The 18,827-nt window shown below is 32.9% G+C and carries 16 protein-coding genes; 12 read left to right on the forward strand and 4 right to left on the reverse strand.

Features of this window, described 5'->3' with window-relative positions:
- The first annotated feature begins 83 nt into the window (after positions 1 to 83).
- From A2290_06100 to A2290_06155, 12 genes are all read left to right on the forward strand, one after another.
- A complete protein-coding gene (locus A2290_06100; protein ID OGC15654.1) occupies positions 84 to 689 on the forward strand; it encodes a hypothetical protein in 606 nt (201 codons plus the stop codon).
- A gap of 24 nt (positions 690 to 713) precedes the next feature.
- Complete coding sequence (locus A2290_06105) at positions 714 to 1,673, forward strand: hypothetical protein (protein ID OGC15629.1); 960 nt, start codon at positions 714 to 716, stop codon at positions 1,671 to 1,673.
- Positions 1,670 to 2,896, forward strand: a complete 1,227-nt coding sequence (locus tag A2290_06110) for a hypothetical protein (GenBank protein OGC15630.1) — start codon at positions 1,670 to 1,672, stop codon at positions 2,894 to 2,896. The genes A2290_06105 and A2290_06110 overlap by 4 nt, the downstream gene beginning before the upstream one ends.
- Entirely contained in the window at positions 2,887 to 4,347 is a 1,461-nt protein-coding gene (locus A2290_06115) for a hypothetical protein (GenBank protein OGC15631.1), read from the forward strand. The genes A2290_06110 and A2290_06115 overlap by 10 nt, the downstream gene beginning before the upstream one ends.
- A gap of 5 nt (positions 4,348 to 4,352) precedes the next feature.
- Positions 4,353 to 5,882 (forward strand): hypothetical protein, encoded by a 1,530-nt coding sequence (locus A2290_06120; protein OGC15632.1) that lies wholly within the window; start codon positions 4,353 to 4,355, stop codon positions 5,880 to 5,882.
- Positions 5,883 to 5,898: 16 nt separating this feature from the next.
- Positions 5,899 to 7,038 carry a hypothetical protein gene (locus A2290_06125; GenBank protein ID OGC15633.1) on the forward strand — a complete coding sequence of 380 codons (1,140 nt, stop codon included), beginning with the start codon at positions 5,899 to 5,901 and terminating at the stop codon, positions 7,036 to 7,038.
- The gene (locus A2290_06130; GenBank protein ID OGC15634.1) at positions 7,035 to 8,099 is read left to right on the forward strand and encodes a hypothetical protein; all 1,065 of its coding nucleotides are present in this window, start codon (positions 7,035 to 7,037) and stop codon (positions 8,097 to 8,099) included. The genes A2290_06125 and A2290_06130 overlap by 4 nt, the downstream gene beginning before the upstream one ends.
- The gene (locus A2290_06135) at positions 8,096 to 9,040 is read left to right on the forward strand and encodes a hypothetical protein (GenBank protein OGC15635.1); all 945 of its coding nucleotides are present in this window, start codon (positions 8,096 to 8,098) and stop codon (positions 9,038 to 9,040) included. The genes A2290_06130 and A2290_06135 overlap by 4 nt, the downstream gene beginning before the upstream one ends.
- A gap of 85 nt (positions 9,041 to 9,125) precedes the next feature.
- A complete protein-coding gene (locus A2290_06140) occupies positions 9,126 to 10,004 on the forward strand; it encodes a hypothetical protein (GenBank protein ID OGC15636.1) in 879 nt (292 codons plus the stop codon).
- Between the two features lie 72 nt (positions 10,005 to 10,076).
- A complete protein-coding gene (locus tag A2290_06145) occupies positions 10,077 to 11,114 on the forward strand; it encodes an epimerase (GenBank protein ID OGC15637.1) in 1,038 nt (345 codons plus the stop codon).
- Positions 11,115 to 11,236: 122 nt separating this feature from the next.
- Positions 11,237 to 12,592 (forward strand): hypothetical protein, encoded by a 1,356-nt coding sequence (locus A2290_06150; protein ID OGC15638.1) that lies wholly within the window; start codon positions 11,237 to 11,239, stop codon positions 12,590 to 12,592.
- 40 nt (positions 12,593 to 12,632) lie between these two features.
- Complete coding sequence (locus A2290_06155; GenBank protein ID OGC15639.1) at positions 12,633 to 13,670, forward strand: hypothetical protein; 1,038 nt, start codon at positions 12,633 to 12,635, stop codon at positions 13,668 to 13,670.
- A gap of 86 nt (positions 13,671 to 13,756) precedes the next feature.
- On the opposite strand, the gene A2290_06160 is transcribed toward A2290_06155, so the two are convergent.
- From A2290_06160 to A2290_06175, 4 genes are all read right to left on the reverse strand, one after another.
- Positions 13,757 to 14,713 (reverse strand): hypothetical protein, encoded by a 957-nt coding sequence (locus A2290_06160; GenBank protein OGC15640.1) that lies wholly within the window; start codon positions 14,711 to 14,713, stop codon positions 13,757 to 13,759.
- 12 nt (positions 14,714 to 14,725) lie between these two features.
- Entirely contained in the window at positions 14,726 to 16,282 is a 1,557-nt protein-coding gene (locus A2290_06165) for a glutamine-hydrolyzing GMP synthase (protein ID OGC15641.1), read from the reverse strand.
- A gap of 67 nt (positions 16,283 to 16,349) precedes the next feature.
- The gene (locus A2290_06170; GenBank protein OGC15642.1) at positions 16,350 to 17,513 is read right to left on the reverse strand and encodes an inosine 5-monophosphate dehydrogenase; all 1,164 of its coding nucleotides are present in this window, start codon (positions 17,511 to 17,513) and stop codon (positions 16,350 to 16,352) included.
- Positions 17,514 to 17,533: 20 nt separating this feature from the next.
- Positions 17,534 to 18,622 (reverse strand): hypothetical protein, encoded by a 1,089-nt coding sequence (locus tag A2290_06175; protein ID OGC15643.1) that lies wholly within the window; start codon positions 18,620 to 18,622, stop codon positions 17,534 to 17,536.
- Positions 18,623 to 18,827: the final 205 nt, after the last annotated feature.

The raw sequence follows: 18,827 nt of genomic DNA on the forward strand, positions 1-18,827 counted from the left end.
TCGATTATTTTAAGTTAAGAAATCTTTCTGATGAGGCTTATGCTAACTTTAAAATTCCTTTGTCAATAAAAAAAGTATTACCAATAGATAAACAGTCTGAGATTTTGGAAATAGGGTGTGGGTTCGGACAATTATTGCGAGAGTTAAAAGCCTTAGGATATTTTAATTTAACTGGCATTGATTTATCGGATCAAGCAGTTAAACATTGCCAGGTAAATAAAATAAGAGCGTTAAAGGTGGATTTACTTAACTATGTAAAACAGAATGATAAAAAATTTGATTTTATCATTATGAGTCATGTGCTTGAGCATATGGAAAAAAATGAAATTATTGATATTTTATTTTCAATTAAAGATAATTTATTGTCAGAAAAAGGACAACTATTGTTGATAGTTCCTAATGCGCAGTCAGAGACAGGCGCTTATTGGCGTTATGAAGATTTTACTCACACAACAATATTTACCTCCGGAAGTTTATTTTATGTATTGAAGGCTTCAGGCTTTAAAACCATCTTATTTATTGACCCCGATTGTTTAGAAGGGCTTTCTTTATCTAAGAAGATATTTAAATCTATAATGCTTAAACTTTATAAATTAAATAAAGCTTTTTGGTTGAGAATTACATCTACTGCATACCACAAAAGCAGTCCTCAGATTTTTAGCTATGAAATCAAGGCTCTGGCATCTTGATTACTCAGGAATTATAATAAATATATGTATGACTTAACAATTGCTATCCCAACCATAGGACGTAGTGAACATCTTGAAAAGATGTTAAATAAGCTTATTCCGGCTTGTTATGGTAACAACATAGAGGTATTAGTGTCAGACAATGCTTCCGTTGACGGAACAAAGGCCCTTCTTAATAATTTTAAAAAGCAAGCTTTCTTTAGATCATTACGTAGTGAAAATCATCTTAGTTTCGATGAAAACGTATTAAAACTTTTAGGTGAAGTCAGGGGGAAATTTGTCTGGTTACTTGGGGATGATGATGATATTGATTTTTTGTTTTTTGATCAAATTATCGATTTAGTGAGAGAGAGAAGTGATATCGGAATCTTTTTTCTGTCATTTATCTATCCCCATAAAAATGCGCATAAAAAAGAGGAGAATAGTTTAAAGATAGAGGAAATATCTTCTCGAGAGTATTTGGATGTATATTTGCATAAGGCTACTCTTATCTCTTCGAATATTATTAACATGAAGTATTTTTACGATATTAAACTTAATTCCGAGACCATTTCCAAAGAATGGATACAGGTGCAAATATTAATAAAAATCTTAGAATTATTAAACAGGCATAAAAAAAATGTTTTGATAGTTAAAACCGAAGTTATATTTCCCGCTGTCGGGAACACTAACTATTCTTTTAAAAAATTTTGGAGTACCTTTGTGGATCAATTTTCTTTTGTTGTTGATCGATCTTCCCAAAGCTTAGATCTTGTCCGTTTTAAAAAGAATTTTTATCGATTAAATCTTCGAAGACGGTTTTTAACTATTGGAAGGGATTTTTGTTGGGCAAGGGTTTTCCCTATTTACAAGTTTGTTGCAGTTTATTTTTATATTTCACTTTACGATAAGATTTTATTTTGGTTATCTTTTATCATTTTTAGGGTTTTTAGTTATTCGTCCTTGAAAAAGATGAAAGACTTTGTGCTTAGGGAGAGAAAATGAAACGACTAATTTCTTTTTTATTGCATATGTTTTTTCCTGTTCGGTCAGGTTTTGATAAATCAAAAATCAAAAGTATTGTTGTTTTACAGTTTGGACATATCGGGGATATAGTTCTTTCTTTTCCTTTTCTTAAGGAGCTGCGTAAAATATTTCCCCATGCCAAAATAACTTTTGTATGCGGAGACTGGGGGGGGGATTTTGTTACGATTAATAAGAATATTGATGAAATAATAATCTTTGATCATCCATGGCAAATAAGAAAAGAACAAAATTTTTTTACGGCCGCAAGAGCAACTTTCAGTTTTTTAAAAGTTTTAAGGCATAAAAAGTTTGATTTAGCGGTTGATCTAAAAGGGAATCTAAATAGTGCTTTAATTAATCTTTTTTCCGGGAGCAGATTCAAAATAGGTCGTGATTTTGGAGGGTATGATTTCCCTTACAGCTATGTATCAGGAGCTTATGATGATTATGAGGCATTGAATTTGTTAGCTTTATTGGAAAAGATTAAACCTCGATTATGCATAGACGAACAGAATTCTAGCAGAGTGTTGGAAATTTCCCCAGGTATGAATCCCGATTTCCTAATCGGGGTGAATAATCGGGGTAAAGGGTCAAAAATTGATTTTCCTGGATATGAGTTTCCTGTTCCAGAAAAGGAGTTAAGAACAATCACAAACAAACTGTTAAAATCAAATATTAATCGTTTTGTTGTAATTCACCCTACAACTTTATGGAAACCCAGAAATTGGGGAATAAATAATTATAAAAAATTGATTGAGAAAATGTTGGATAATATAAATAATTTAACAGTTATCATCATAGGTAGTAATGCTGAGATAGAAGAAAATAATAAGTTGATAGCGACTGATCCTAAACGCGTAAGAAATTTTTCAGGTGAGCTGAGTTTGATTGAAACAGCTGCTTTAATAAGTAGAGCCGATTTATTCATCGGCAGTGATAGCGGGCCTGCACATTTGGCGGCAGCTATTGGAAGCAAGCTAGTTGTATTAATGGGGCCCGGAGAATATCCAAGGTTTGCCCCTTATAATCCTTTTAATATGCCTAAGATAATCAGGCATGAAACGTGTGAATATCAGACAAATAACAATTGTAAACAGAAATATGGCGTTGATAAATGTGCAAAAGAAAATAATGTTTGCATGGACTCTATCAAGGTAGATGAAGTTTTTACTGTTGTGAAAGGCTTATTATCATGCAGATAACATTAATAGGTATAGTTACAATAATATTAAGTTTTTTATTTTTTGGAAAAAGCGAGAAACTCTTATATCTGCTTATTTTCCTTTCTGCCTTTACGGCTTCTTCTGTTGTGGTGATTCATAATTCCGATTTTGGAATACAGCCATCTTATTTTGTTGGTGTCATTTTTATATTAGTTACATTTATAAAATTAGCCAAGAAAAAAATTAGTATTACTAATACGCAAAAACAATTTTTATTGTTAATAATTATCTTTTGGGGGATAAATATAATCAGCCTGTTTTTTCCTATAATTTTATCAGCATTAAACGTTAAGGCTTTTTTAATTAGTCCTGCCGCCCCTCCTTTTAGCAGTGTTTCTGACTTTCATTTTTATGTGGTTAATGCGATTATTTATTTGACCTTTGATTTGATGATTTTAGTGTCGGTGATGTTTGAAGTTGATTCCATAAATAAACTCATCAATGCTTTGAAGTATATCTTGTTTGCCGGTTTTTTCTCTGCTGTCTGGGGGCTTTTTGTCCAATTTCCTAGCGTTATTTTTGGGTATGAATATCCACACTGGTTATTTAATAATCATATGGGGTATGGACAATTATGGCAAGGTGTGCAGGGAAGGCCTGTTGGATTTTATTTCCCCAGAATATCTTCTATTGCTCCTGAACCTTCATTTTATGCGTTTTTTGTTATGGTTATAATTGCGATATTGATTGTTTTAAAAATTGAAAATATATATTTTCTACCTAAATGGTTTCAAAATTTATCTTTTTTCCTTTTAATGTTGGCTGGGCTAATAAGTGGAAGCACCACAGCTTATTTTGCCTATGTTTTTTTATTTGTGCTTCTTTTTATATATCTTTTGAGTTCTCAAAAATTAGAATATTTATTTCGACTTAAAGTGACTGGGCAAATGATAAGATTTGCCAAATTAATAGGGTTTACTTTTATTGTTTTGTTTTTTGCTTTTATTTTAATAATAAATATATTTAATATGCAAATGGATTCTTTGCTCAATATATTTAGATCCCTGACTATTACTAAAATGCAGGACAGTTCGGGATGCGTTCGTTTTTCTTATTTTTTAATAGGAATGAACAATTTTTTTGACACCTATTTTTTGGGTAGTGGATGGGCAAGCAACCGGACTCAAGATATGGGGAGCACCCTTTTGGCGGATATTGGCTTAACGGGTTTTGTAGTGTTTATTCTTATGGTTTTTTTTATTTCAAAATACTCTTGGCAAACTTATAAAAAGCATAAGGATGATCTTCCGTTTTTTTCAAAAATCATAATAGCTGTTCTTTTTGCATTTTTAGTTGAGATTTTTATGATGTTTACATCTGTTCCTGATTTTACTTTCCTTTATTTTTGGATAATATGGGGTATGTTGCTTGCTTTACCTAAGGTGCAAAGTAAACTAATTAAAGAAAGACCATATTCAAAAGGAACTTAGTCATCATGAGCCAAAAAGCAAAAGTTTTATATTTTTCTTTTTATGCAGTAATAATTGGATATTTGATTTTTATCCATTATTTTTCTTATAAAATATCAATTGATGCTGCTATTTTTAATAATATTTTATTTAATTCGTTACATGGGAATATAGGTTTTTCTTCTATAGAAGGGATAAACCATTTTTCTATGCACTTTTCCCCGTTTCTTTTGATTCTTTTGCCCTTCTATCCTTTATTATCAAATTATACTCTAATCATTGCATCATATTTATCATTTTTATTTTCTGTAATAGGTGTTTATTTTATAGTAAATCAAGTTTCAAAAAATGGTAAACTCTCATTTTTGATTGGCTTGACATTTATTTGTTATGCTCCGTTTTTGCATAATATAGTTTGGGATTTTCATGAAATAATTTTAGCATTGCCATTTTTTGTTTTCTCGTTTTATCTTCTTATGAAAAATAAAGTATGGTTATCTCTGTTTTTATTTATGTTTACATTCTTAATCAAAGAAGAAACTTTTTTACTTGGTATCGCTTTTGGTTTGTATATGTTTTTCTTCCATAGAAAAAAACAGGGTTTATGGCTTGTTGTGTTTTCTGTTTTAGGGTTTATTCTTGTTGTTAAGTTTATTATGCCGGTTTTATTTGGTGGGGGACAAAGCAATCTCCTTTGGGAAAGATATGATTATTTAGGATCAAGTTTATCTGTGATCTTAACCAAAATCCTCAGGGAACCTTTTTCTGTTTTTTTTCCGCCTTTTTATATGAGAAAATTAATTGCTTTAATTTGTTTGTTTTTACCATTATTCTTTTTGCCTTTTATGAGTTTATCTGTTTTATTTATACCCCTGGTTACTATTGCATACTCATATTTTTCTAAACTACCTCAATTGGACTACGCAGATCATTATGCCCTGCCTGTTATTCCATATATTTTTATTGCTTATATATTTGCCATGGAAAAGTTGAACATTTTTTTGAAAAACAAGAAACTAATAATATATGGCTTAACTTTTTTTGTTTTAATTTTTAACATGATTTTCTCCTTATTTTCATTTTATATGAGGGGTTCTTATGAAAGATTAAAGCCTTTGGACAATAAAAAGGCCTTTTTTAGCGTTGTAAAATTAATTCCTTATGATGCGTCTGTTTTAACTCATTCGATATCAAGCTTTTACTGTTCTGACAGAAAGAACATATATGTTACTTACAATTTTAACCCTGCTGATGTTGCAAAGTATGATCCGGATTATATACTGATTAATTTTAGAGTTGTTTTTTATGATGGAGGAGAGAGAACTAATGAATTAGATAAGCGCGCAAATAATTTGAAAAAAATAGTATTTAACAGTAAATATAAGCCAATATTTTTCGAGAACGATGTTCTTTTGTTAAGCAGACAAACCTTAAGTAATAATGATATGAAATCAAATTTATCTCTATTTAAGGAATATGATTTTAATAAATACAAAAACTCAAATTATTTAAACTTTGTACCTGGCTTTATAAAGCAGATTGCTACAAAACAATGATTTTGGAGAGAGATATATGAGAATAGGAATTGACGCAAGGCCTTTATCTTCACAAAGATCAGGGATCGGAAGATATTTGTATGGTTTAATTAACGCTTTAGAAGAGATTGATAAACAAAATGAGTATTTTTTATATTCTCATAAGGAGTTTTCTCTTCCTTTTAAAAATTTGCGTTGGCATAAAAGAGTCGGAAGCAAGTTCTTTTCAAAAATTGGTACATTATATTTATTGTTAGCAATGCCTCGACAAATTAAAAAAGATCAAATTGATGTTTTTTGGGGGACGCAAAATATTTTGCCGTTTTTCTTGCCGTGTAAAAAAATTTTGACTGTTCATGATTTTGTTTGGCGCTTTTTTCCTAAGACTATGACTTTTTATAACTTATATGTGAATAGATTATTTGCCGGAAAATCCATACAAATATCGGATTGTTTTATGGCTGTTTCCCAATCTACTGCAGATGATCTTATCAGATTATTTAATATCAAAAGAGATTGTATTTCGGTAGTTCATAATGGAATTGAATTATCTTTTGGCGCTACCAGGAGGAGGAACTTAATCGAAGGTAAATTTAATATTTCTTGTAAATATATATTAACAGTTGGCACTATTGAACCAAGGAAGAATATTATTTCATTGGTAAAAGCCTTTAAAAAATATCAGGAAAGAGTTGATTCTGAGGTTCAGCTTGTTGTTGTAGGCGCCAGAGGTTGGGCTAATTCGTCACTTTTCGACACAATAAGAAAATTTAATTTTAAGGATGACGCCATAAGATTTTTAGGACACATTTCAGATGATGACCTAAAAAGACTTTATTCTTCTGCAGAAGTATTTGTTTTTCCATCGCTTTATGAAGGATTTGGATTTCCTCCACTTGAGGCTATGGCTTGCGGTTGTCCGGTGATTGTTTCAAATACTTCTTCAATGCCCGAGGTTTGTGGAGATGCGGCTTTCTACATCAATCCTTATGATATAGAAAATATTGTTAATGCTTTAAATTCAGTACTATCAAATCAAAATTTAAGAAATTTATTAATAGAAAAAGGCCTTAATAGGGTAAAGCTTTTTACCTGGGAAGAATCAGCGCAAAAAGTTTTGGATTTGTTTAATTCTGTGCATAATTTGCCCAAAGTAGATGAGTTAGTTAATACATGAATAAGATCTTATTAATTAAATTAGGAAGCTTAGGAGATGTTTTACTTACTACTCCTCTGATAACTGTATTAAAAAAAAATGAACCTTTGATTGAAATTGATTATCTTACCTCCTGTCCCCAAGTTTTGCAGAATAATCCTTTTACTAATAAAATTATTAAAATAGATCCTATTTTAACCTCAAAAAATTTATTCTTAGAAATTTTTAAGATAATAAAACTATTTATCATGCTTTTTAAATTTAGAAAAAAATATAGTTCTGTTTTTATTTTTCATAGATCGGGGCTTTTAAACATTATTCTAAGACTGATTTTTGGAAATATAATATATTCTTATTCTCTTTCTCCTTTTTTAAACATTTTTCTGAAAAAACACGTTTTATTTGACCTAAAACAACATAGAATATTAAGATCTTTTGAACTTATTAAATTAGAATTTTCTAATCTAAGGTGGAAAGAAAAAGATTTAAAGTTGATTTTTGAACCTCAGAATAAAGAAGATTTTTTAAATATTAAGGATTTTTATGTGGTAATTGCTCCTGGAGGAGGGAATAATCTCTGGTCGCAGATGGAAACCCGTAAATGGCCAATTGAAAACTATGCAGAGCTAACAGGAAGAATAATAGTCGAATTAAAAACTACTGTTGTTATGCTTGGTGACAAAAATGATCTTCAATATGCCAAACAGATTGCTTCTGCGGTCAATTCAGAAAGATTTATAAGCCTGACAGGCAAAACTTCAATAAATCAAAGCGCTTTGATTCTAAAAAGAGCCAAATTGTTTATTGGGAATGATTCTTTCCCTCTTTTTTTAGCGTCGGCTGTTGATATTCCTACGATTGGCTTGTTTGGTCCCACGAATGCAGAATTGATTAATCCTTTTTTAGACAAACATATAGCTGTCCAATCTACATTAGATTGTTCTCCTTGTTACAATCCTGTTGATGGGGTAAAGGGGTGTGCGTATGTATGTGAACAAGGCAAATGTATGATGGCTATTTCAGTAGATTCTGTTTTTGGTAAGGTGAAAGATATTTTTTCTGTTATAAAGGAGGATTCTTGAAACTTTCAAGTATCATAAAAAAGGGATTTAATTTCATCAATATTCTGGGGCTGAAAAAGCATAAAGTAGATGATAATCTTTTTTTCCTTGGGGATAGAAACCTTATTTCTTCATTTAAAAAGATTGTGTTGTATTTTCCTGATTACGAGTATATGCACTTTGGCGATCATCTCTTTTTTGAGCCATTGGTTCGTTTTTTGAAAGAAAAGGGATTTAATCTAAAAGTGATCCCGACCTCAAAAATGGAGTTTTATTTTATTAGTGCCGGTGCATTAATAGGAACAAGTGAAGATATAAAAAATGCTGATTTATTAATTACTCGTCTTGAGTTTTTCCCTGCTGTTAAGAGGTTAAAAAATAATATTTTATTTATAGATACCACTTCTTTGGAAATTAAAAAACATCTTTGTCAGGATATTGTTGATAAAGTTGCAAAATTTTTGTCGTTAAATGCCGATGGGTTTTATGCAAAGCCCTCAAAGTTAGCTGAATGTGTAGGTAATATAAAGCTCGATGATAGCTACAAATATATTCTCTTTAATAATTATATTGATTCTGGTTTTCATCGGGTTACAAAACGGCATTACGATAAACTGGCAATATTCTGTAAGAAATTTGCGGAGGAGAAAAACTTAAAAGTAATTCATGTAGGGACACAAAGAGATAAAGAAAAAGACATAAATAAATACGATTTTGTTTTTCTGGATTTAAGAGGGAAAACAACTCCTCAAGATTTATTCTATTTGCTTTCACAAAAAAGCGTAAAGTATGGTGTTTCTTTTGACTCATTTATTATGCATCTTTTTTTTATTTATGATAAGAAGGTTTTTGTTTTGTTTAGAGGAAGGTTCATAAAAAAAGCAAAGGATTATATATTAAAATATGTTAATCCTCCATTTGATCCTAAAAAATCGTTATTTGATGTTATAGAATATATTTAACCCCGATTATCGCTTGCTGATTTTACCCCGAGGCCATCGGAGTTTGCTATAAATAATCGGGGTTAACATGGTATAATCAATAAAAATGAATCAATTTTTCTATTTATTTGAATCTCTTCGACCGAAACAATGGGTTAAAAATTTAATTGTTTTTGCCGCGCTTATTTTCGCTCAAAAAGCTTTAGTTTTAAAATTGAGTTTAAGGGCAGTTTTTGCTTTTGTTGTTTTTTGTGGAATTTCTAGTTGTATTTATTTAATTAATGATCTTAAAGACATAAAAAAAGATAAATTGCATCCAGATAAAAGCAGAAGACCCTTAGCATCGGGAAAATTATCAAAAAGTCCAGCCCTTTTATTTCTTATTTGTTTTACCCCCTTATTTTTGTTTTTGGCTTTTTGGTTTAATTTGTTTTTTGGTATTGTTGTGTTTATTTACTTTGTTTTAATGCTTGCCTATACCTTTTACCTAAAAGAGATAGTTATTTTAGATGCTTTTATTATTTCCACAGGCTATGTTCTCCGTGGTGTTGCGGGCGCTGTTATTGTAAGCGTTGAAATATCTTTCTGGTTTTTTATTTGCGCTTCCCTTTTAGCTCTTTTTATAGTCTTTTGCAAAAGAAGGCATGAGCTTTTGATCTTAGATGCAGAATCCATTAAACATAGAAGAGTACTTGTTGAATATAATACGCTCCTTTTGGATCAATTTATTTCGATTGTTGCCGCCTCAACCGTTGTGGCTTACTCTTTATATACTGTGGCTCCTGAAACAATTTTGAAGTTTCATACCGAGAACTTGATTTTTACAATCCCATTTGTTTTATTTGGGTTATTTCGTTATCTTTATCTGGTTTATAAAAAAGATGGGGGGGGGAGCGCAGAAAAAATTATGCTTTCTGACAAACCATTAATTTTTGATATGTTTGCATGGCTTCTTGTTGTTTTTCTTGTTCTTTATTATAGGTAGGGTTGGTGTTAGATGATAGAATATATTTGTTATGTTAATCCGTTCTCTAATTCCTAAGAAAGGAGTATTTTTATGAAGGTTTTAATAACCGGGGGTGCCGGGTTCTTGGGAATTAATCTGATAAGACACCTTTTAAATAAAGGGATTACTAATATTATTTCTCTTGATATTGTTGACTTTGATTATCCGGAAAAGGATAAAATAACAGTTGTTAGGGGAGATATAAGGGACAAAAAAACAATTTCTGAAATTATGAAGGGGGTTAATATTGTTATTCATACCGCGGCTGCTCTTCCTTTGTATAAAAAAGAAGATATATTTTCTACAGATATTTACGGGACTAAAAATCTTTTAGAAGAAGCTTTTACAAATAGGGTTGATAGGTTTATACATATTTCTTCAACAGCAGTTTATGGTATTCCGGATCATCATCCTTTACTTGAAGAAGATATGTTAGATGGGGTAGGGCCTTACGGAGAAGCTAAAATAAAGGCGGAAGAAGTATGTCTTGCCTTTAGAAAAAAGGGGATGATTGTTTCAATAATAAGGCCGAAATCTTTTATAGGGCCGGAACGATTAGGTGTTTTTGCCCTTTTTTACGATTGGGCTAAAGACGGACGAAATTTTCCAATGATTGGAAGCGGTAAAAACCGTTATCAGCTTTTAGATGTTGAAGATTTGTGTGACGCTATTTATCTTTGCATGGTAAAGGATAAAAAAGTAGCAAATGATACATATAATATAGGCGCAAAAGTTTTTGCTACAATGAAGGAAGACTATCAGGCAGTCCTTGATAAAGCGGGTTTTAATAAAAGGATAATCCCTTTTCCGTCTTGGCCGTTAATTTGGACATTAAGAATTCTTGAGCTTTTGCGTTTGTCTCCCCTTTATAAATGGGTGTATGAAACAGCCGCTAAAGATTCTTTTGTTTCTATTTACAAGGCAGAAAAGCAACTCGGATTTTCTCCAAAGCATTCAAATAAAGATGCCTTAATTAGAAATTTTAAATGGTATCTTGAAAACCTTGAAAATTTCAAAGGAAGATCTGGCATCTCTCACAGAGTTCCATGGAAACAGGGGATATTGGGCTTGTTAAAAATATTTTTTTAGGATTTTAAATAATCGGGGTTCAGAAGTTTTCTGCTGTCAAAAAATTCTTACTTGGAACAACTAAATAGGTTACGCGGGAATCTATTGAAGAGATCGGACAATTAAGATAAAATATAGACCATATGTTCATTTTAATTAAGTTTTTTTTTGATATTATTTTCATTTTATTATCTTATGTGACAGCTTATCTTATAAAATTTAATCTTTTAAATTTATCCGGACTTCTTTTACTCCCCTTCAGTTATTATTGGAATTATCTGTTGATTGTTTCAATAATTTATCTTTTATCTTTTTATTTTTGGGGATTGTATAAATCTAAAAGAGGATTTTTTCTATACGTTGATGAATTTATAGGGGTTTTGTTTTCTGTTTTTACCGCATGGATTGCCTTAATTGTTTTTACTTTTTTTAGAGGTGAATATGAGTTTGCAAGGCCGATTATCCTGCGCAGCTTTCCGCTCTCTTTTTTGTTTATACTAATTTCAAGAGAGATTATTTTAAGGCTTGAAATAATAGCTAGGGCAAAAGGTTATGGAGCAAAAAAAGCGTCTGTAATTGGTTCTGGAGAATTAGCAAAATCAGTTGCGGATAAAATAAAACAGCATCCATCGTATGGATTTTATTTTGTAGGATTTATAAATGGGGAGGCCGAAGATACCTTGGGCAACCTTGAAAACCTGGAAAAAATTATCGATGAAAACAATATAAAGGCTTTATATGTTACAGATAAAACTATAAGCAGAGAAAAATTAGCTCATATTGCGGCTTTGTGCGATGAAAAGGATCTGGAGTTAGGGACCATTCCTGATGTTTTTCAGATTTTAACTACATCTCCTTCTGTTGAGGATATAGATGGAATGCCTCTTGTAAAACTAAAACATACAAGATTTACTTATTTTAATCGACTCTTAAAAAGAGTCTTTGATTTTTTACTCTCTTTGTTTGGAATTATTGTTTTTTCTTTGCCAATTTTTATTATTGTTTTTCTTGTAAAATTTTTATCTCCTGGGGCTCCGTCTATATATGCCCAGGATAGGGTAGGCTTGCATGGAAAAATATTTAAACTTTATAAACTTAGGACGATGATCCCTGATGCGGAAAAAAGGACAGGCCCTGTTTTTGCTACAGAAGATGATACAAGGAAAACTCCTATTGGCAAAATTTTGCGGTCCACAAACCTAGATGAACTCCCTCAGCTTTTTAACATTCTAAAAGGAGATATGAGCTTTGTGGGACCGAGGCCTGAGCGGCCGGTATTTGTTGAGCAGTTTAAAAGTTTTATACCCAAGTATATGGATAGACATCAGATTAGACCAGGTCTTGCCGGTTGGGCTCAATTACATGGTGGTTATAACATGCCGACAGAGGAAAAGATAAAGTATGATTTATATTATATAGAAAACTGGTCTTTTCTACTTGATATAAAGATAATAATAAGATATATTTTAATAGCCTTTACTTTTCAACGAAGGAATTGATGTTAATTGAACTTGATATAAGGAGCTTTTTAAAAGAATTATGATGCTTAAATATATTATATCTTTTCTTATTGCTTTTATATCTTCCCTTTTACTGGTTCCAGTTATTAAATTTCTTGCTTATAAATTTAATGTTCTTGACCACCCGGGGTTTCGAAAAATACATCAACATCCTGTCCCTTTAATGGGCGGTTTCGTTGTTTTCCCCTCATTTTTATTGGCAAATTGGTTTGGAAGAGAAGCTTTGCCCGGACAATTTTGGAATATTTCCATAATCGGATGTTTTTTGATTTTTTTTGGACTTTTTGATGATGCAGGGATAAAAATAAAAGCTAGATATAAAATATGGACTCACTTAGCGTTTTCATTTTTGCTGATTTACTTAACAGGTATGTCATTTGATTTTTTCAGGTTAGATCTGATAAATATTGTTATAACGGCCTGTTTTATTACCTTTATGACAAACTCAATGAATATGCTAGATGGTATGGATGGACTTGTTTCAGGGCTTTCCTTTTTTATGTTTATATTTTTTGGTTTTTTGGCTTTAAACAGCGGGCAATTAGGCCTTTTGACTATAGCGGCATCTGGAATGGGGGCAACTTTAGGATTTTTAAAATATAATTTTGCTTCTGCTTCTATTTTCTTGGGAGAATCCGGATCTACGTGGCTGGGTTTTATTCTTGCTGTTTTTGCAATTAATATTAATTTGTATGACCTGTGGAAAATTGCAATTCCTTTGGGGATTGAGCGTTTGCAGTTAATATCTTTTTTTATACCTTTAATTATTTTAGGGATCCCTATTTTTGATACATATTTTGTTTTTGCAAATCGTTTTTTTCACAGGATAAAATTCAGTCAGCCTGGGAAAGACCATTCTCATCATAGAATTCACCTTATGGGATTTTCTCATAGAGATACAGTTTTGTCTCTTTATGCAATTCAAATAATATTAGGTGCAATAGCATTATCCATGGTGCGGGCTAATTTACAACAGTTTATCGCTTTGTCGATGATTGTGGTTGTTTTTTTTGTCGGGTTTACTTTTTTTCTTACAAGGATCAAAGTCTATTCGTAGTATCAGAAAAAATGATAAGTTCACCCCGATTATTCACGATAAAACCAGAAGTCAGCCTCGATTATGATAATCTAGGGGTGAATATTTTAAATGGTTGTCCAATAACTTAGAACATCCTTCAGACTATTTTCTAAAGAAATTTGATTTATCCAGCCAGTCTCTCTTTTTATTTTTTCGTTAGAACCTACTATTTCATCAATTTCGTTGGGCCTTATAAGCTCCGGATTTATTTTAATTTCTATATTTAAATCAAGAATTTTACACATCATATTTATTATATTTTCCAATGATGTAGATTTTCCGCTGCACACATTATAAATTTTTCCTTTCCCCCCTTTTTTTAATAGTTTATAATAAGCGTCTACAACATCTCTTACATCAAGAAAGTCTCTTTTTATGTGAATATTGCCAACATACAAGGCTTTGTTTTTTGTTTTTCCTTTCTTTATTTCTATCAATTGCTTGGCAATTGAGGCTATTACAAAGCTGCTTTTTTGCCCCGGGCCCAAGTGGTTAAATGATCTTGTCATTACAACGTCAAGGCCGAGACCCTCAACATAAATTTTAGATAAAAGCTCTTGAGAGACTCTTGCTACAGCATAGGGGCTTAAAGGTTTTAGTATTGTTTCTTCTTTTAGGGGCACTCCTGTTGCGGATTTTCCATATTCTTCAGAAGAACCGACAGATAAAATTCTGCAGGTTATGTTTGTTTTTCTTACACTCTCCAGCAGGTTTAAAAATATATTAGTATTGTTTCTAAAGCTTATTGTCGGGTTCTCCCAGCTAAATTTAACACTGCTGTGAGATGCCAGATGTAAAATATAATCTGGATTGAAATTGTCAACCAAATCATTTAACCCTTTTTCATTTAAAAGGTCTAATTTTTTTAATTTACATTTTATTGATTTAAAATTATTTATATTAAATTCAGGGGCAACTAAATCAGTTCCTAATACAAAGGCGCTGATGTTGTTTTTTTCAAGGTATTCTATGAAATGTTTAGCTACGAATCCGGAAAACCCTGTTATTAAATATTTTTCCATTTTAACTTTGCGTTACTCCCATTCGATTGTGGCAGGCGGTTTGGAAGATATATCATATACGACACGATTAATTTCCGGAGTTTCATTTATTATTCTGTTTGAAATTTTTTCTAAAAGATCATATGGCAGTTGGGCCCAATCAGCAGTCATCGCATCAGTTGACGAAACAGCGCGAATAGCCACCGTATTAAGATAAGTTCGTTTATCGCCCATAACGCCGACGGTTCTAATGGGGAGAAGAACTCCGAAAGACTGCCATACTTTTTTGTAAAAACCGGCTGTTTTTATCTCTGAAACTACAATATCATCGACTTCTTGCAAGATTTTAACTCTTTCGGGCGTTACTTCCCCGATAATCCTTATAGCAAGACCGGGACCGGGAAAAGGCTGGCGGGAGATAATCTCTTCCGGAACGCCAAGTTCACTTCCAAGAGCTCTTACTTCATCTTTAAAGAGTTTTCTTAGAGGTTCTATCAGCTTAAACTTTATATCTTTTGGAAGACCTCCAACATTGTGGTGTGTTTTAATTCTAGCTGCCTTTTTTGATGTTCCGGTTCCGGGAGCGGCAGATTCAATAACATCAGGATAGAGCGTTCCTTGTGCCAAAAAAGGGAGATCTCCCAGTTTTTTTGCTTCTTCTTCAAAAACCCTTATAAATTCATTTCCTATCCTGTGTCTCTTTTCTTCAGGGTCGGTTATCCCTTTGAGCTTTGCAAAAAATCTTTCTGAGGCGTCTATATGAATAAAGTTTATCTGAAACTTTTCCGTAAAAAGCTTTTTTATTTTTTGAGCCTCATTTTTGCGCATAAAACCCTGGTCAATAAACATACATGTTAATTGTTCTCCAACAGCTTTATGGACAAGCGCTGCAACGGTTGTAGAGTCAACGCCTCCTGAAAGAGCGCAAAGGATTCTCTCTTTTCCTATTGTTGTTTTTATCTTTTCAAGAGCTCTCTCTATAAAATTCTTTGTTGTCCAAGTGGGTTTACAACTGCAAACAACATAGGTGAAATTTTTAATTATTTCAATCCCTTTTGGAGTATGGACTACTTCCGGATGGAATTGGACGCCATAAATTTTTTTGTCGTGATTGCCGATTGCGGCATTTGGAGTATTTGCCGTATGAGCAAGACTCTTAAAACCCTCGGGCATTTTAAGCACCGAATCACCATGACTCATCCAGACCCCAGTCTCTTTTGGTAGCCCCGCAAAAAGGTTTGATTCGTCGTCTATTGTAATAGGGGTTTTACCATATTCGCGCTTTGTCTCCGGTTTTACCTCCCCACCAAAATCTTTTGCTATAAGCTGAAGCCCGTAACATATCCCCAGAATCGGTATTCCGCTTTTAATAAGATTAATATCAGGCATAGGGGCGGAAGCTTCATAAACAGATGCGGGCCCGCCGGAAAGAATAATTCCTTTTACATCTCTTTTTTTAAGTTCAGAAATCGGTGTGTCGTATGGCAGCACCTCACAATAGACGTTACATTCACGAACACGACGAGCAATAAGGAGTGAATACTGTGCGCCAAAATCGAGGACTACTATCAAGTCATGTTTTTTTTCCATAGCTCTCCTTTTTCACATTAATTACCAAAAAGTTAACAGTCTTCTTTGTAGTGAAATACTGGTTATTTTATTTATACATACCAAGTTGTTGTGCTTTTTGATAAACTTTACCTTCTGTTAAAATTGACGGGGCAATTGCAATTTGAATTTTTTGCATCTCTTTTAAGTTTTCAGCGCCAAGAGTTCCCATTGAGGTTTTTAATGCCCCTATTAAATTCATTGATCCGTCATCATGTTTTGCGGGACCATAGAGTATCTCTTTTAATGTTCCTAAAGTTCCAACTTTTATTCTTGATCCGCGGGGGAGGGTGGCATTTGGAGTCGCCATTCCCCAGTGAAATCCGCGGCCTGGAGCTTCTCTTGATTTTGCTATTTGAGATCCCGTCATTACGGCATCTGCTCCACATGCAATCGCTTTGCAAATATCCCCTCCGGAAACCAAACCCCCGTCGGCAATTATAGGGACATAAATTCCGTTTTCTTTATAAAAAGAATCTCTTGCGGCTGCGCAATCTGCTATTGCTGTTGCCATTGGAACTCCGACTCCCAAGACCCCTCGTGAGGTGCAGGCTGCTCCGGGGCCTATGCCTACCATGACACCTTTAACGCCTGTTCCCATAAGAGTTAGAGCTACTTCATAAGTTACGCAGTTGCCTACTATTACAGGAATTTTTATCTCTTCACAGAATTTTTTTAAATCTAACGGGGGCGACGATTGTGATTTGTGTTTTGTGGAAATTACAGTTGATTGGAGGACAAACATATCTGCCCCTGAATCCTTTACGATTTTTCCAAACTCTGTTGCTTGTTGAGGGATGGATGATGCAGCAGCAAATCCTCCGTTTTCTTTAATTTGTTTTATTCTTTTAATAATCAATTCTTTTTTTATAGGTTCTTCGTAAAGCTTTTGCATAAGCGCCACATATTCATCTTTTTCGACTGCGGCGATTTGATCTAATATTTTTTCCGCATTTTCATATCTTGTCCAGACTCCCTGAAGATTAAGAGGTCCAAATGTCCCTAGATTGGTTAATTCTACTGCCATTTTAGGGCTGACAACAGAATCCATAGCGGAGGCAATGATGGGAATTTTAAATTTCTTTTCTGCTAGTTCCCATGATACATCTGTGTCGTCAGGATTTATTGTTACAATCGATGGGACAAGAGATATTTCATCAAAACCGTATACCCTGCGAACCGATCTTCCTCTTCCCAATTCAAAATTTGTCATTTATATAACTCCTCTCTATTCTAATTATTTTTTTCGCCCAGTCTTCCTTCTAAATTAATATTTTTCCCACCGCGATAAACCATCATTGAAATTTTTTCTCCGGGCCGCATCTCTGCGAGGATTTCTTGCAAATCTGAAGTATTTAAAACATCGTTTGAGTTTATTTTCTTTACAACATCATATTGTTTAATTCCCATTTTATCCGCAGGACTGTCTTGAACTATATTCATGGCAACAACCCCTTCGGTCTCTGCTAGGTTTAAGTAGGAGGCAATTTTTTCATTTACATCCCTCATGTATATGCCGAGCCATGGGCGAGAGACTCTCCCCTTTATTATTAAATCTTGTAATATATCTTTTACTACATTTATTGGTATTGCAAAACCGATTCCTTGCGCTTGAGCTATGATTGCGACGTTGATTCCGATTACTTTTCCCTTTATATTAAGCAATGGGCCTCCTGAATTTCCGGGATTAATGGCCGCATCTGTTTGTATTAAATCTCTTTTTCCTAAATCTTTTAAATTTCTGCCTGTTGCGCTTATTATTCCTGCTGTTACTGTATTGGAAAACCCATAAGGATTTCCTATGGAAACAACCCATTCTCCTGGTCTTATCAGGTTAGAATCTCCCATTTCCACAATAGGAAGGTCATGCGCGTCAATTTTTATTACAGCAATATCTAGGGTTATATCTTTTCCAATTAATTTTGCGTCAAAATTTCTGCCGTCTTTTAGTGTAACTTTAATTTTATTTGCATCCTGTACAACATGTTCGTTTGTTAAAATATATCCTTCTTTATTTATAATAAAACCTGAACCCGCTCCTTTTAAAGGGATAATCTTATCGCTAAAAAAATCTTTATATTTGGGATTCAAGTCAAAACCAAATTCATTGTCAAAATGTGAGAGAGGGTTGAAAAAACTATATTTTTCTAGTTTTACTACATCAATATTTACCACTGCCGGTCCGACCTCTGTAACTACGTTTGCAATAGTGTCAGCATTAAGAAAAATTTCAAGAGAAGAAGATTGTGCCGGTAAAATATTTTGCAACGAGAAGATAATAATTATTGATATAAAGAAAAATAATAAACCCCGATTATTCATAGACGAACAGAATTTTAGCAGAGTGCTGGAAATTTCCCCAGGTATGAACCCCGATTTCCTAATCGGGGTGAATAATCGGGGTAAAGTTTGTTTAAATTCTAGCTTTGGAACGTTAAAAAAATACACCTAAACCTTCTCCTTATGCTTTTTGGGAAATTTGAAAAATTTTAACATAAAGAGACATGTATAGTCAAATTTTCCGCTT

Source organism: candidate division WOR-1 bacterium RIFOXYB2_FULL_36_35, assembly GCA_001771505.1.
Taxonomy (GTDB): domain Bacteria; phylum Margulisbacteria; class WOR-1; order XYC2-FULL-46-14; family XYC2-FULL-37-10; genus XYB2-FULL-36-35.